This is a genomic window from Yersinia sp. LJYL362 (genome assembly GCF_048323875.1).
The window spans coordinates 1-15,655 of record NZ_JBLWEX010000200.1 but is presented as its reverse complement, the minus strand read 5'-3'; the positions used below and the strand labels follow the sequence as shown (position 1 = coordinate 15,655).

Below are 15,655 nucleotides of genomic sequence, written 5' to 3'. Positions count from 1 at the left end.
AAAAATTGAAAGCAGCCCTAAAAGCGCGTGGCGAAGTGGCCGGTATCGCCTCAGAAGAAGAAGATGACATTGTTATCTTTGATGGTGGCCGCGCAGAAAATGCCAAATATGTGGTTCTGATGGACCCACTGGATGGTTCTTCAAATATTGACGTGAATGTGTCCGTCGGTACTATTTTCTCCATCTATCGTCGCATCACCCCATTTGGCACACCGATTACTGAAGCTGACTTCCTGCAACCGGGCACCAAGCAAGTTGCGGCAGGCTATGTGGTGTACGGGTCGTCAACCATGTTGGTGTATACCACCGGTTATGGCGTCCATACATTCACTTATGATCCATCGCTGGGTGTTTTCTGTTTATCCGGCGAAAAAGTGCGTTATCCCGCAACCGGTTGCATGTATTCCATCAACGAAGGGAACTACATTAAATTCCCATTGGGTGTGAAGAAATACATCAAGTATTGCCAGGAACAGGATGAAGCCACTCACCGCCCATATACTTCGCGCTATATTGGCTCACTGGTGGCCGACTTCCATCGTAACCTGTTGAAAGGGGGGATTTATATCTACCCAAGCACCGCCAGCCACCCGCAAGGTAAATTGCGTTTGCTGTATGAGTGCAACCCAATGGCGTTCCTGGCAGAACAAGCCGGTGGGAAAGCCACTGATGGGGTTAACCGCATTCTGGATATCGTGCCGGAGAAACTGCACCAGCGCGCACCTTTCTTCGTGGGCACTAAATCCATGGTCGAAGATGCAGAAGGCTTTATCGCCAAATTCCCAGATGAAGAAGCGAAGTAACTAACACTAACATTAGAATACAGCGGCCCGCTAAGCCGCTGTTTTTTTATGCTACGACCGCCAGCTCATCACCTTGTAATTTAAATACCGCCATACTGGCCGACAGTGCATCGGCTTGTTCCTCTAATGAACGCGTCGCCGCAGCGGCCTGTTCCACCAATGTGGCATTCTGCTGCGCCACCTGATCCATCTGTGCAATAGCGACATTCACTTGCTCAATGCCACTACTTTGCTCATAAGAAGCAGCTGAGATTTCGCGCATTAATGCAGTCACGCGGTTCACTTCATCGGCAATTTCATGCATGGTTTTCCCTGCGGATTCAGCCATATCCGCCCCTTCCTGCACCCGATTTTGCGATTCAACAATCAAGTCTTTAATTTCTTTTGCTGATTGTGCGCTGCGCTGCGCTAAATTGCGAACCTCACCCGCCACCACCGCAAAACCACGCCCCTGCTCGCCGGCTCTGGCGGCTTCAACTGCTGCATTAAGCGCTAGAATGTTAGTCTGAAACGCAATGCCATCAATCACGGCAATAATATCGGAGATACGGCGCGAACTGGTGGTAATCGCCTGCATTTTATCAACGACGTGACTGACGACTTTACTGCCTTTACTGGCGATATCCGACACACTCATCGCCAGACGATTGGCCTGATCCGAGTTTTCAGCATTCATTTTCACCGTCGAGGTCAACTGTTCCATACTGGCCGCAGTCTGTTCCAATGAAGATGCCGATTCTTCAGTACGCTCCGCCAAATGATTATTACCTGCGGCTAATTCTCGCGATCCAATGCCAATTTGCCCCCCGACATCACGCACATTACTGACAGACACCACCAGCGATTGCTGCATGGTTTGTAGTGCTCTTGCCAGCCGGGCCAATTCCGTATTGCCCTCGCTGTTGATATTGTGAGTTAAATCACCATCGGCTATATATTCCAGTTGATGAATTGATTGCTCCAACGGCTGCAAGATGATGTATTTAAGCGCAAACCACGCCAACACCGCAGAAATTAAGGTGATGATGCCCGCAGCCACAATGATGGCTAATTTAATATTGGCTGCACTATTGGCTTTATCAATTTGTAAATGACCTGCATTCAGCGCATAACTGCGAAAAGTCGCGACATCATTATTAAAGGCTTTGCTGATATCGGTAATACTCTTTTCCAGCACCTCGTAATATTCATCAGCGTAACCGGCTTTGATAGCCGACAACATCGGTATAACGCCCTTATCGACATAATTCTTATAACTTTTTTGGATATTTGTCGCCAGTTCCTGTCCATCTCCCCGGTCAGATACCGCGCTGACAAACCGTGCCATTTCTTTTTGCGATAATACCAGTGACTCTTCGGCCTGCTTTGCCGTTTGCAAAGATTCATCAATCAAGCCTATCTCTAATTGATGAATGGCCAATGCCGCCTCAGTTCTGGCACTTAATGTGGCAGTAAAGCTATTTGATAGTGATCCCAATTCCTCCCCTTGGATTTGATTTATGGCCTGTAATGCGCGCGAGCTTTCCTGAATTGAATTAATACCAATCACACTGACGATTAATAATATCAATGACATAAGGCTTAGCTGAGCAATAAGCCCATTCTTAATGGTAATCTTTTTTAACATCGGTTTTTTTCCGGTTGTGTGCAAATGGTTAAGATTACAAAGTGTTAGCAGTACAGCGGACGGTCTTATTATTTGATTAAGTTATCGGCGCTAAGCGAGTCGTCTTGAACCATCACCGGAAAAACAGCTTAAAATAGATACATTTAGCTAATGACGGGATTTTATCTCAATGAAATAGCCCAGATTCAGGCAATCTCACCGCCATCAAGCAATGAAAAGGACAGGAATTCAGATAAGACTTGGCTATAATAGCCAGCACTCCATTTCTGGTTTGATAAAAGGAAACCGACATGAGCTTGAACGACGTACCTGCAGGTAAAGACCTGCCAGAAGATATCTATGTTGTGATCGAAATCCCTGCCAATGCAGATCCAATCAAATATGAAATCGATAAAGAGACTGGCTCTCTGTTTGTAGACCGCTTTATGTCTACTGCGATGTTTTATCCGTGCAACTACGGTTACATCAACAATACCTTGTCATTAGATGGGGACCCGGTTGATGTGCTGGTGCCAACACCGTATCCGTTGCAGCCAGGTTCAGTGATTCGCTGCCGCCCAGTTGGCGTGTTGAAAATGACTGATGAAGCAGGCGAAGATGCCAAGCTAGTTGCGGTTCCGCACAGCAAACTGACCAAAGAATATGATCACATCAAAGACGTGCAGGATCTGCCAGAACTGCTGAAAAAACAGATCCAACATTTCTTTGAGCATTACAAAGATCTGGAAACGGGCAAATGGGTGAAAGTTGACGGTTGGGAAGATGCCGCCGCAGCTAAAGCCGAGATCTTGTCTTCTTTCGAGCGTGCGAAGAAGTAACTCTCTGTTTCATAGAGTAAAAAGCACATAGCAAAAACACCGCCATTGAGCGGTGTTTTTTGTTTTTCTTTATTACTTATATTGATATCTAGCTTTGCGGCTTATCATTTTCTTCATGGCGCTTAAGCCAATCACCACTGTAAATTCGTGGTAATCCTTCAACCGGTAAACGGTAAAGGTATATCCAGGCACTGCCATAAGGCGTCTGGATCAATTCACGCCGATAATCCTTGGTGTTACTTTTCAGTTCATCTAACTCATTCATAATAGATGAGTTAATCCGATAAACTTCACAATGCACAGTGCCCTCTCCGGGAACCACTGCCGGATAATGACCTAAGTTGTACATATCAAAACCTTCCAGGTCATGTTCGCCCAACAACTGGGCGTCCGTCATCCAGTGACTGTTACCTTGCTTGCGCCGTAAACTACCGTAGACAATAATTCGCATTGTTAGAACTCAAACTGATAAAGCACATCTAATGCCTGATCAATACCAGACACCGCTTCCAGATACAACCTGGGCATCAACCGATAACGTAATGTTAACGTAGCCAGCGAGTCAAATATACCCACACCGTATTTTACTTGCAGATCTTTAGTGACATAGCCGCTCACCACCACTTGTGAGCTATCACCGACCCCTTGAGTATCCAGTGCCAAATTGCTGACGCCAAATGCCTCGCCGATTTTACCCACAAGTTTACCACTTTGCGCAACCCCCATACCGACCAGCATTGAAGTCATCAGGCCGCTGTCGGCTCCTGAATTGCCCAACCCTTGCCCACGTAACAAGTAAGATAGTGCTTCTTGCTGTGACATAGCGGGGTCTGAGAATATTTCCAGCCGTGGCGCATCGGCCATACCCGTCACGCGCACGCCAGCCGTCACACCATCGGCAGTCGCATCAGGGTTACGGATTGCCTCAATATTGAGCAGCGGTTGATCCGGCGGCCCGGAGAACAGCAATATCCCTTTGTTAACAATCAAGTCCTGCCCATAGGCACGGAAACTGCCGGAGGGGATATTAATCTGCCCATTCAACCCCAAACCGCGTTGGTCTTGAACCATTTTTAAATCGCCCTGTAAGCGCGCTTTCAGGCCAAATGCATTCAGGCGGACATCATTACCAATCCGAATCACCAGATTACTGTTAATCGGAATACTGGCCGAACGCGGTGAAATCGGCTGCAAATCATTATTGAGCATCACTTCATCAGGGGAGACGCCGACGGCACTTTCCGGTACTTCTTGCACGGTAATACGCGCCCACGGGATATCGACCGAGCCATTAAGACTAAACAGTTGTGGCGTGGCTTCAAACACAATATCTGGAGAAACATCAATCCGCACCATGGGTGGGACAGTGACCCGTAATTTATTACCTTTTGCCGCAATTCTGGCTCGCCAGGCATTGATATCACGCCAATCGGCATCACCGGACAGATTAAGTTGCCCCTGCGAGGTGCGAATTAGCCCCTCTAGCGTCGAGGTCATACCGTCGAAATTCATCACCAGACGCCCTTCGGTGATATCAAATGGCATCCAGCTACCATCAACATCCACATTGTCCAGCGCCAGCCGGCCAAAGACTAATGGGCTTTTCGCATTGCCGCCTAAACGCAGGTTAGCATTGAGTAAGCCAGAGGCTTTTTCACCATCACTCAGGATAGGGTTAATCATTGCCAACGAGAAATTACTGATAGCAATGTTACCGGATAGATTACGCCGCCCCTCGGGGTCTGCCACCTGCACCTGCCCTGAGAATTGACCATTATTCACCAGTTTAATCAACCAGTCGGCCCGCACCTGCCCATTAGCCACACCACCATTCAAGTTCAGCGTTTCAAAGGCGATCGGCAGCGGATTGCCCTGCACCATTTGTTGGACTTTGACACCATTGCCACTGAGTGAGACCCGCACATCTGGCAAGCTACCACCGGCTTTCCAACTCATATCGGCCCGCCCCGTGAACACACCACTCAGGGTGGTATCCGGGCCGAGGAACGGTTTTATCATCGCTAAATCAAAGCGATTAAGGACCACACTCGCCTGCCCACTCGGGCCTGCTTCAATCGCACGCGGCACGCAAAGCTCTGCATTCGGGTTAAGCCAGCAATGTGGCCCGATGGTGACTCGCTCAAGTGTGTTTTGATAATCCAATGCGATGGCACGACTTAAACGCCATTCACCTACCGGCGTATCAAAGCGTGTATTGTTGAGAGTCCCGCGCCAGCGCTCTTGCTGCCGGTCAAAGCTTCCCTCCAGCGCCAATTGGCCGGAAACCGGCTCACCTTGCATATTCAGGCGCAATTGATGCTGTTTTTCACTGCCACGGGCATCTAACGTTAGGAGGCTGACCACCAAATCGGCTTGCTTGAGCTGCTCGACTCTAATGGCCAGCTGGCCTTGAATTTGATCTGTCGAGCGAACATCGCCATCAATCTTGACCCGATTAATGGTTAATTCTTGCCATTGCAGGCGGCTCGCGGTGAGATCTGCCAACAGTTGTGGCGCTTTAAGGTTACCGCGCAATTTCAGCGTTCCTTTTACCACGCCACCTAGCCCCGGCAACGCACCATCAAGCTGCGGCGCATCGACATTGGCATCAAGCAGCCAGTTGTCATTCAGATCTCCTTTGACATCCAGCTTATTACGGCCTAATGCCAGATTGATGCCCGGAATATGCCACTGACCTGCTGCATTGCCGGTCAATGAACCGCGAGCAGTAACGCGATTCTGTTTCACATTACCGTCCAACGTCAGCTCCGGCACTTGTAATTGCCAGCTGCCGCCATGAATACTGCCGCGAGTCACAATCTTGCCATCCAGTTTTGCCGGCCACTCCGGCCACTGCTTGGCGGTATTAATCCCTGACAGAGTTAAGACCGAGTTCCAACTGATCGCCTTGCTCCAATCCACCACCCCGGTCAGATCGGTATTACCTTGCAGCGCGGCCAGGCGCAAACGCGTCAGATTGAATTGCTCAACATTCCCTTTGCCGTCCAATGTGAAGAGTGCGGGCGGCAAGTCAGTACCTTTAAAGTCCGAGCGGATTGAGAGTGCGTAATCTGTCGCCTGCCCATTAAGCCGCATTCTGAGATTATCGAGTTGAAATTGAGGTTCGCCGCTCAGTGGCCAGCGCAGTTGCTTACTTTGTAGGGTCAGTGCCATGGGCAAACCCGCCTGCGCCAGGGCGGTTTCGGCCTCCAATTGCGCACTCACCGGGCCGGACAAATTAAGCGCGACCTTGAGTTGTTCGCGTAATGCCCCCCCTACTGTCAGTTTCACTTTTTCGCCCTTCAGTGGCTCAATGTTCAACGCACTGTTAACGGTGATACTCAGCGGCCACGAATCGGCTAGCGTCGCCTCACCACGGGCAGACAGCCCGCCCTGTGGCGATTTGATATCGAGTGTGTCCAGTGTTATGCGGTTATCTTGAGTGCTGGCTTGCAGTAACAGACTAGTGATAAGCACATCGGTGTCACCGGTTAGCCGAAGCTGCTGCCCTGAAATCTCTTTAACCTGGATATCCAGCGGCAAACGGAAATCTGGCAAATCGGGTAATAGTGGCTTGGCAAATAACTCTTTTAAGGTTTCACCCAGAGCCGTTTCTGGTGGTGCGGGGGCCGCCGCCTGTTGCTCAACCGCTTCTTTGACGGCGATAGCGGTTTCCACTGCGGGTTTCGCCGCATCAGGGACAATAGCAGGCACTGTTTTTGGCAATGCAATCAATAACCCACTGATCTTAGTCGGCATCAAGTTCAATGCTCGCTGCTGCCAATGCGCGCCAGTGCGGAATTCATTGAGTGAAATCGCCGTGTCATCAATAGTCACTTTGACATTATTCAGCGATAGTAAACGTAGGGTGATGGGATACGGGGTACTCAATTCGCCCATAGGTTCAGTGCTGGCAGGTGCGGGGGCGGCAGGTTCCATAGCTTTGGTATCGACCACCACATCTACATCTTGGGCGGTCAGCGCATTAACACACAGCTCACTGCGCTTCAGACAGGATAGCTGCAATGACAGATGAAACTGCCCCGCTTTCACGGTCACACCCGGCATTTGGTACTGAATACCTTTTAGTGTCAGATCACGCCAGCCACCGCTGACACTGGCTATATCCAGACCAGGCACCCAACGTGCGGCACTGTTGATAACAAAATGCAAACCACTGGTGGTGCCGAGTAAGCCCGCCAGAGTTCCTACCAACAACAGGATAATGAGCAAAAAGGCGATACTGAGTCTCTTTACCCACCTCAGTTTCTTTACCGGCATCGGTTTCTCTGCCGGCACCTGTTCCTCTATTTGCGTCGGTTCTTTTATGCGAGTCATAGTTCAGGCCCCAAACCGATATAAAATTGCACGCCATGTGCTTCGTTATCACCAATAGGTTTCGCGATATCCAGTTTAATCGGGCCGACCGGGGACGCCCAACGCACCCCAAACCCGGCGCCAGTTTTCAAATCACTCTTGCGAATATCATTTACCGCTTCACCGGTATCGACGAATACTGCCCCCCACCAGCGGCCGGTGACGTTATATTGGTATTCTAAAGAGCCGGTAGCTAATCTAGAGGCGCCAGTTAACTTACCTTCGCTGTCACGCGGAGAGACATCGCGGAATTTATAGCCGCGAATACTGCGATCACCACCGGCAAAGAAGCGCAGTGACGGCGGCACACGGTCAAAATTATTGGTTTCAATCCAGCCCAAATTACCGCGCACCACAAAGCGGTTTTTCTCACCCAAGGTGCGTATCCACACGTTTTGCGCCTGGAAGATGCCGAAATCAACATCAGACCCCCAAGTGGTATCAGACACATCAATAGAATAGCGTTGGCTATCGCCCCAAACCGGCATGGCCCCACCACGTTGACGGGTGCGGTTAATGCTCACCCCCGGATACAGCAGCATGGTGGTGTCCGTCACACTGCCCTGAGTAAAGTGATCCAGACTCCAACGCAGGTTGATTGCGCGCTGCCAACCGCTGGATAAATCCCAGAAACGAGCCACGTTGAGTGTCGTGGTATCTGATTTGGTGTCATTCAGATCCGTGCGTTTAAACCCGCCCTGTAGCAGGTAATACTGCTCAAGTGGGTTTTTTAACAGTGGGATACGATAGCTGAAATCCAGTGTCTGCTCGGGTGCTGAGAGTGTGGTGCTCGTCGTCAAACTGTGCCCGTAGGAGTTCACCCACGGTTTACGCCAACTGGCCGTCAGGCGCGGACCCACATCCGTGGCATAACCGCCCCCCAGCTCAACGGTGTTCTCTGTTCGAGGTGTCACGACGGCGTCAAGCGGCAAAATTCTGGTTTTCTTCGCATCACGAAAATCCGGTGAAACGACAACAGAGTTAAACCAGTTTGTCGCAGAAAGGCGGCGGTTCAGTTCGGCCAGATCATCAGCGGAGTACAATTGTCCTTCATGAAATGGCACTAAATTTTGCAGATAATCTTCACGTATTTGTGAGCCTTGGAAGATAACTTTACCAAAGCGATAGCGCTGGCCGCTGTCAAAATCAATATCCCAGAAGGCTTTACGCAGTTCTGCGGCAACACCTAGCTGGCTTTTGATCATATTGGCATCAAAATAACCTCGGCGTAATGCCAGGCCAGTCAGTGAACTTTTGAAATTATCAAAATCGCCATGATTAAGCACCGAGCCAATTTTAGGCGTATCTCGGCGCACCAACGCCAGATAATCAGGATCGGTTTTCGCGCCGCCTTGCAGCACGATATCCACACCGGCAATCAAAACCGGCTCTCCGGGAACCACGTGGGCGATTAACACCGAACGAGCAGGTGCCGGGCGTTGTTGTAAATCGAAAGTAATGGTGGGGTCATAATACCCCAAAGCGCGTAGCCCCTGACGGATGGCTTCATCCACCCTGGAGCGAAATCTCCCATCAGCTGTGACTTCATCAGTGCCAATTGTTGATAAACGCGCCCTGACATTTCTTTCTAAATCCCCGCTAAGACCCTCAACCTGCAACCGCACATTAGCAGCGTAGGCGATAGGTGTGGCGAGCAATACACACAAAAAACATAGAATAGGGTATCGTGGCACGCGTACTCCTGATTAGGTCTACTTTCCTGTAAAAAACGATCTTACGGGCATTTCAAAAAAAGTGGAATCGACCACACTATACTCTAAATAATTCGAGTTGCAGGAAGGCGGCAAGCAAGAGAAACCCGATGAGCTTACTGTTTTGTAAGTGATTCGGGTGATTGAACGTAGCCAACGCACATGCAACTTGAAGTATGACGAGTATATTATCCCGCGTACAAAGACCGATTAAAGCCTATAACCCCTAAAACTCTACCTTAAGCCGCTACATTTATGCGGAATGGATCTTATTGTGTGCAAACTCGTCATCAGATACAACTGTCTATCGCCATTCACTGTAAACATCTTGTTAGTTATTTACTGTAAACTTAGGGTTCACTGTCAACATCGGAGTCTATTGTGGTGCAAAATTTTGATAAAACTGCCGTCATTGATGCGGCGAATGCTTTGCCAGGTCGACTGACACCGATGCCGGTCGCAACTCTCCATGTGGTGAATGGACACTCCATGACACATGTCCCTGAAGGTATGGAAGTTGCTGTCTTCGCGATGGGCTGCTTCTGGGGTGTTGAGCGCCTGTTTTGGCAACAACCGGGCGTATATAGCACCGCTGCGGGTTACAGTGGTGGATACACACCAAACCCAACCTACCATGAAGTGTGTAGTGGCCGCACCGCGCACGCAGAAGTGGTTCGAGTTGTATTTGATCCTGCCATCATGAGTTATCAGCAACTATTGCAGATCTTCTGGGAAAATCACGATCCCGCTCAGGGAATGCGTCAAGGTGGAGATGTCGGAACACAATATCGTTCAGCTATTTACGTGTTGACCCCAGAACAGGAAGCGCAAGCGCAAGAGAGTAAGATCCTGTTCCAACAAGCCATGATAAAAGCAGGTGACAGCCGAGCTATCACCAGCGAGATTGCTGTTGCTCTGCCGTTTTACTACGCCGAAGATGACCACCAGCAATATTTATACAAAAACCCACATGGATATTGTGGTTTGGGCGGTATCGGCGTTTGTATGCCTCCTAATTTGTAAGGCTGGCGGCGCTCTCACTGCTGCTGCTATACTACTTCGGGCTGTTCATTTTCAGCCCGATAACGACTTTCTGCCGTTATCCAGAAACTAATTGAATTAACCGAAATAACAGTATGGCCCTTCCTTACGATCGCCGGCGCTATCGTCGGTACGACACGGACAGATTATGTTAAACAGTATTTTACTGATTCTATTTTTAATCGCAGTGAGTGCCTTCTTCTCGTTATCAGAGATTTCACTCGCAGCATCGCGAAAAATTAAATTAAAACTTCTGGCAGATGAAGGCGATATCAACGCCTTACGAGTACTTAAATTACAAGAAACTCCGGGGATTTTCTTCACCGTGGTTCAGATTGGGCTGAATGCCGTCGCCATCCTCGGTGGTATTGTCGGTGATGCGGCATTCTCGCCCTCTTTCAAGGTGGTATTTGAACGTTTTATGTCGCCTGAGCTTGCCGATCAAGTCAGTTTCATTTGCTCATTTGTCCTGGTAACCAGCTTATTTATCCTGTTTGCAGATTTAACCCCGAAACGCATCGGGATGATTTCACCTGAAGCGGTTGCTGTGCGGATCGTCAACCCGATGCGCTTCTGCCTGATGATTTGCCGTCCATTAGTTTGGTTCTTCAATGGGATGGCGAACCTGATTTTCCGCCTATTTAAGCTACCAATGGTTCGCAATGATGATATCACCTCGGATGATATCTACGCGGTCGTGGAAGCGGGCGCATTGGCGGGGGTGCTACGCAAGCAAGAACACGAGCTGATTGAAAACGTATTTGAGCTGGAGTCCCGTACCGTCCCCTCTTCCATGACTTCACGCGAAAGTGTGATTTATTTTGATCTACGGGAAAGTGAAGACAGCATCAAAGAGAAGATTTCGACCCATCCACATTCAAAATTCCTGGTCTGCGATGGTCATATCGATCAAGTGGTGGGTTATGTTGATTCCAAAGACTTGTTGAACCGGGTCTTGGGCAATCAGAGCCTGGTGCTCAGCAGTGGGGTACAAATCCGCTCGGCGTTGATTGTGCCGGATACTCTGACTCTCTCTGAAGCACTGGAAAGCTTTAAAACTGCTGGTGAAGACTTTGCGGTTATCCTCAACGAATATGCTTTGGTCGTTGGGATAATTACGCTGAATGACGTAATGACTACCTTGATGGGCGATTTGGTCGGCCAAGGGCAGGAAGAACAGATTGTCGCCCGTGATGAAAGCTCATGGCTGATTGAGGGTGGTACGCCAATTGAAGACGTCATGCGCGTGCTGCATATCGACGAATTCCCGCAATCGGGCAATTATGAAACTATCGGCGGCTTTATGATGTATATGTTACGCAAAATTCCAAAGCGCACCGATTTCGTCAAATATGCCGGTTATAAGTTTGAAGTGGTGGACATCGATAGCTATAAAATCGATCAGTTATTGGTGACCAAACTCAGTGATCAGCCAGCGCCAATATTGCCAAAAGCACCGCATGAAAGCAGTGACGCATAACCGCTGATATTTTTGTGATGATTGAAACATTAGCGGCTCCTATTTAGGAGCCGCAATTAATTCGAGCCGGGGATGTCACTAGACTTCAGTTTGCAGACGCATTACTTGCCGGTTAACTTCCGACATCACCTCAAAATGGCGTTTATCCCTAACTTTCGGGATTAAAATTTTGCCCTTATCAAACTCAAAAGCCCCCATATCCTTGATATACAACCGACCGCGAAAGAGCGTTTTGACATACATCGCGATTTTTGCCGGATTGTAACGTTGGAAGATCCTCATTGTTTTACTTTCCTCCCATAGCACTAGTACGTACCCTCTGGCGCCTTAGCGACCACGATCACAGGTAGCGTAAGTTAATTGCAGAGTAATAGACCTAGAGTATGGTGTTAAGTTCCCGCAAAACTAGTCATTGATGCTGGATTTACATAATATTACAGTGTCATTAAGAGAAAATGAGAGTTCGTAACAGAATAACCATCTAGTCACTGTCAGAAATAATTATTTTAGACAAACAGGACAGACCTCTGATCTGCACCTATTATTGGGAAACTTGTCTGCTGTCAGGACTAAGTCATCATTCATAAGATCCACAAGGACATCCCATGATAAAAAATAGCCTGCTTATACTGTCGCTGCTGTTAACCCCCTTTATGGCTAGCGCGCTCACCATCCAAGTTGACCAGCGGGTTCCGCCGGTAGGTGTCAGCGATAAAGGCGAATTAAACTACGATAAGGCTACTGATCAGTTTAGCTATAAAAACTGGAATAGCTCGCAATTGCCCGGCAAAGTGCGCGTTGTCCAGCATATTGCTGGCCGCACATCAGCAAAAGAACTGAATGCGCCGTTGGTGGAAGCTATTAAACACGCCAATTTGCCACACGAACATTACCAAACGACGACAATCGTCAATACCGATGACGCCATCATCGGTACTGCGGTGTTTGTGCGTAATAGTATTGAAAGTAATAAGCGGGAATTCCCCTGGTCGCAGTTTGTGGTCGACAGCAATGGGAGTGTTCAAAAGGCCTGGGGTTTAGCGGAGAAAGGGTCGGCTGTCGTGGTGCTGGATAAGCAAGGAAACGTTAAATTTGTCAAAGACGGTGCGCTGACCGCAGAAGAAGTGCAGCAGGTCATCGACCAACTGCACCAGCTTGTGAAACAGTAAAACTAGAACAAAGATACTCTGAAGCCGGGGTTCAGGAAAGATTCACGCGGGATATAAGAAAGTGGTTTACCCCGCCAATCGTGAACTTGTGCCCCGGCAGCTATGGCGACTGCATGCCCGGCGGCGGTATCCCACACATTGGTCGGCCCAAAGCGAGGATACAGCTGCGCTTTTCCTTCAGCGACCAGACAAAACTTAAGTGATGATCCAACTGCTACCGTCTGGTGCTCGCCCAATTGTGCCAAATAATCTTCCAGCTCGGCATCACTGTGGGAGCGGCTGACAACCACCAGCGGCGGGACAGCATCACGCACCTCAATCTGCATACGCCGGCCACACTCTTCTTTCCACGCCTGGCCGTTTTCCGCGCTATACATCACTTCACTCGCCGGAGCATAAACTACCCCCAACACCGGTACCCCTTGGTCAATCAGGGCGATATTGACGGTGAATTCGCCATTGTGGTTCAGAAATTCTTTGGTGCCATCCAGTGGGTCAACCAACCAATAGCGCTGCCAATGTTGACGCACTGCCCAAGTCGGCGGGTCCTCTTCAGATAACAGCGGAATATCGGGGGTTAATGCCGCCAACCCGGCTTTGATAATCTGGTGAGCGGCAAGATCCGCGGCGGTGACGGGCGAATCATCTTTTTTATGGGCCACATCAAGGGGCTTTTCACCCTGATAGACCGCCATAATCGCCACGCCTGCCTCGCGGGCCAACTGGCAAATTTGCTCTAACATCATCCACCCCTTGGTTTTATGAGTCATGTCGGATATTGATAGTAATTGTTAAATCAATAAGGGTTCCTGGAACGTGTCGCTCACGCTATATTCATTTTAGAACGCAAACTAAAATAAAAATTAATCATCACAACGCGTGATACCTGTTTGGCAGACTAATAATTTTCTAGCCAAATAGCCACCTTTGTCGGATAAGCCTCAATAAAGTCAGGGAAATTAACCTGCTGCAACTGTGAGCATCTCCGCGTTATCCACAATCATTTTCTGCCAAACTTCACACTTTGCTATGACGACCTATTAAATTTACATGTTCTTTTGCGATACAGATCGAATTGTTTTCTTAATGGAAAAGACACGATGGAGAAAGCCATGTTTAAGCGTCCGCTGACGTTATCCCTTCTTGCCAGCCTGATTGCGCTCGCAACCTCAACCGCGCAGGCCGCGACGGTTGATTTGCGAGTACTGGAAACCACCGACCTGCACAGCAATATGATGGATTTCGATTATTACAAAGACAAACCTACGGAGAAATTCGGTCTGGTCCGAACGGCGAGCCTGATTGAAGCGGCTCGCCAACAAGCCACTAACAGTGTGCTGGTGGATAATGGCGACCTGATTCAGGGCAGCCCACTGGGTGACTATATGGCCGCTAAAGGGCTAAAAGCCGGTGAAATTCACCCTGTTTATAAGGCAATGAACACACTGGATTATGCCGTGGGCAACATCGGCAACCATGAATTTAATTATGGTCTGGATTATCTAAAAAAATCACTGGCGGGGGCTAAATTCCCCTATGTGAATGCCAACGTCATTGATGTCAAAACCGGTAAGCCCCTGTTTCAACCTTATATAATTGTGAATACCCCGGTCAAAGATCGTGAGGGAAAAAGCCATAATTTGCGTATTGGCTACATTGGTTTTGTGCCTCCGCAAGTCATGATATGGGATAAAGCCAACCTTACCGGCAAAGTTACCGTCGATGACATCACCGAAACTGCTAAAAAATGGGTACCGGAAATGCGTAAGCAAGGTGCCGACTTAGTGGTCGCAATCCCCCACTCCGGCCTCTCCAGTGACCCTTATAAAACGATGGCAGAAAACTCGGTTTATTACCTCAGCCAAGTGCCGGGAATCGATGCCATTATGTTCGGTCATGCTCACGCCGTCTTCCCAAGTAAAGATTTTGCCACTATCAAAGGGGCAGATATCGCACAGGGGACATTAAACGGCATTCCGGCAGTGATGCCCGGTCAGTGGGGTGACCATCTTGGTGTGGTTGATTTTGTGTTGAATAATGACCAAGGCCAATGGCAGGTGACACAAGCAAAAGCTGAAGCCCGCCCTATCTTTGATAAAGCGACGCAAAAATCGCTGGCCGCCGAAAATACCAACTTGGTCAAAGTGTTAGCCACCGATCACCAAGGCACCCGTGATTTTGTCAGCCAGCCGATCGGCAAAGCCTCAGATAATATGTACAGCTATTTGTCACTGATCCAAGACGATCCGACAGTACAAATTGTCAATAATGCCCAGCGCGCCTATACCGAACACTTTATTCAGGGCGATCCTGACTTGGCCGATTTACCGGTACTTTCTGCCGCAGCGCCATTTAAAGCTGGCGGCCGCAAAAATGATCCTGCCAGTTTTGTCGAAGTGGAAAAAGGCGAACTGACCTTCCGTAACGCCGCCGACCTCTATCTTTACCCAAACACATTAGTGGTAGTGAAAGCCAGTGGCGCAGATGTTAAGCAGTGGCTAGAGTGCTCCGCCGCACAATTTAATCAAATTGATGTGAATAGCAGTAAACCGCAATCACTGATTAACTGGGATGGTTTCCGTACTTATAATTTCGATGTTATCGATGGGGTTAACTATGAAATTGATG

At 48.9% G+C, this 15,655-nt stretch carries 12 protein-coding genes; 6 read left to right on the top strand and 6 right to left on the bottom strand.

Annotation, left to right across the window (positions count from 1 at the left end):
- A partial coding sequence (gene fbp / locus ACNSO8_RS10295) for a class 1 fructose-bisphosphatase (RefSeq protein WP_418394542.1) occupies positions 1-803 on the top strand: 803 nt, incomplete at its 5' end.
- A 46-nt stretch (positions 804-849) separates the two neighbouring features.
- Here fbp and ACNSO8_RS10290 read toward each other — a convergent pair.
- A complete protein-coding gene (locus ACNSO8_RS10290; RefSeq protein ID WP_418394541.1) occupies positions 850-2,430 on the bottom strand; it encodes a methyl-accepting chemotaxis protein in 1,581 nt (526 codons plus the stop codon).
- A gap of 290 nt (positions 2,431-2,720) precedes the next feature.
- Here ACNSO8_RS10290 and ppa point away from each other — a divergent pair, with 290 nt between their 5' ends.
- A complete protein-coding gene (gene ppa, locus ACNSO8_RS10285; protein ID WP_418394540.1) occupies positions 2,721-3,248 on the top strand; it encodes an inorganic diphosphatase in 528 nt (175 codons plus the stop codon).
- Positions 3,249-3,336: 88 nt separating this feature from the next.
- Here ppa and ACNSO8_RS10280 read toward each other — a convergent pair whose 3' ends face one another.
- The 3 genes from ACNSO8_RS10280 to tamA all read right to left on the bottom strand — a co-directional run bounded on the left by ACNSO8_RS10280 (position 3,337) and on the right by tamA (position 9,319).
- A complete protein-coding gene (locus ACNSO8_RS10280) occupies positions 3,337-3,699 on the bottom strand; it encodes a gamma-glutamylcyclotransferase family protein (protein WP_418394539.1) in 363 nt (120 codons plus the stop codon).
- Positions 3,700-3,701: 2 nt separating this feature from the next.
- Positions 3,702-7,514: an autotransporter assembly complex protein TamB gene (gene tamB / locus ACNSO8_RS10275; protein ID WP_418394544.1), complete on the bottom strand. Its 3,813-nt coding sequence runs from the start codon at positions 7,512-7,514 to the stop codon at positions 3,702-3,704.
- 68 nt (positions 7,515-7,582) lie between these two features.
- Positions 7,583-9,319 (bottom strand): autotransporter assembly complex protein TamA, encoded by a 1,737-nt coding sequence (gene tamA / locus ACNSO8_RS10270; protein WP_418394538.1) that lies wholly within the window; start codon positions 9,317-9,319, stop codon positions 7,583-7,585.
- Positions 9,320-9,721: 402 nt separating this feature from the next.
- Here tamA and msrA point away from each other — a divergent pair, with 402 nt between their 5' ends.
- Positions 9,722-10,360, top strand: a complete 639-nt coding sequence (gene msrA, locus ACNSO8_RS10265; RefSeq protein WP_418394543.1) for a peptide-methionine (S)-S-oxide reductase MsrA — start codon at positions 9,722-9,724, stop codon at positions 10,358-10,360.
- Between the two features lie 166 nt (positions 10,361-10,526).
- Entirely contained in the window at positions 10,527-11,858 is a 1,332-nt protein-coding gene (locus ACNSO8_RS10260; RefSeq protein WP_005156333.1) for a hemolysin family protein, read from the top strand.
- A 78-nt stretch (positions 11,859-11,936) separates the two neighbouring features.
- Here ACNSO8_RS10260 and ACNSO8_RS10255 read toward each other — a convergent pair whose 3' ends face one another.
- Positions 11,937-12,140 carry a DUF1107 domain-containing protein gene (locus ACNSO8_RS10255; RefSeq protein WP_005156335.1) on the bottom strand — a complete coding sequence of 68 codons (204 nt, stop codon included), beginning with the start codon at positions 12,138-12,140 and terminating at the stop codon, positions 11,937-11,939.
- Between the two features lie 323 nt (positions 12,141-12,463).
- On the opposite strand from ACNSO8_RS10255, the gene ACNSO8_RS10250 reads away from it, so the two are divergent.
- Positions 12,464-13,027: a YtfJ family protein gene (locus tag ACNSO8_RS10250; RefSeq protein WP_418394537.1), complete on the top strand. Its 564-nt coding sequence runs from the start codon at positions 12,464-12,466 to the stop codon at positions 13,025-13,027.
- 2 nt (positions 13,028-13,029) lie between these two features.
- On the opposite strand, the gene cysQ is transcribed toward ACNSO8_RS10250, so the two are convergent.
- Positions 13,030-13,770 carry a 3'(2'),5'-bisphosphate nucleotidase CysQ gene (gene cysQ, locus ACNSO8_RS10245; RefSeq protein WP_418394536.1) on the bottom strand — a complete coding sequence of 247 codons (741 nt, stop codon included), beginning with the start codon at positions 13,768-13,770 and terminating at the stop codon, positions 13,030-13,032.
- 357 nt (positions 13,771-14,127) lie between these two features.
- On the opposite strand from cysQ, the gene ACNSO8_RS10240 reads away from it, so the two are divergent.
- A partial coding sequence (locus ACNSO8_RS10240) for a bifunctional 2',3'-cyclic-nucleotide 2'-phosphodiesterase/3'-nucleotidase (RefSeq protein WP_418394535.1) occupies positions 14,128-15,655 on the top strand: 1,528 nt, incomplete at its 3' end.

Coding starts and splice junctions, on each gene's coding strand:
- ACNSO8_RS10290 (WP_418394541.1), bottom strand. CDS start 2,430: ATGTTAAAAAAGATTACCATTAAGAATGGGCTTATTGCTCAGCTAAGC.
- ACNSO8_RS10250 (WP_418394537.1), top strand. CDS start 12,464: ATGATAAAAAATAGCCTGCTTATACTGTCGCTGCTGTTAACCCCCTTT.
- ppa (WP_418394540.1), top strand. CDS start 2,721: ATGAGCTTGAACGACGTACCTGCAGGTAAAGACCTGCCAGAAGATATC.
- cysQ (WP_418394536.1), bottom strand. CDS start 13,770: ATGTTAGAGCAAATTTGCCAGTTGGCCCGCGAGGCAGGCGTGGCGATT.
- ACNSO8_RS10255 (WP_005156335.1), bottom strand. CDS start 12,140: ATGAGGATCTTCCAACGTTACAATCCGGCAAAAATCGCGATGTATGTC.
- ACNSO8_RS10280 (WP_418394539.1), bottom strand. CDS start 3,699: ATGCGAATTATTGTCTACGGTAGTTTACGGCGCAAGCAAGGTAACAGT.
- ACNSO8_RS10260 (WP_005156333.1), top strand. CDS start 10,527: ATGTTAAACAGTATTTTACTGATTCTATTTTTAATCGCAGTGAGTGCC.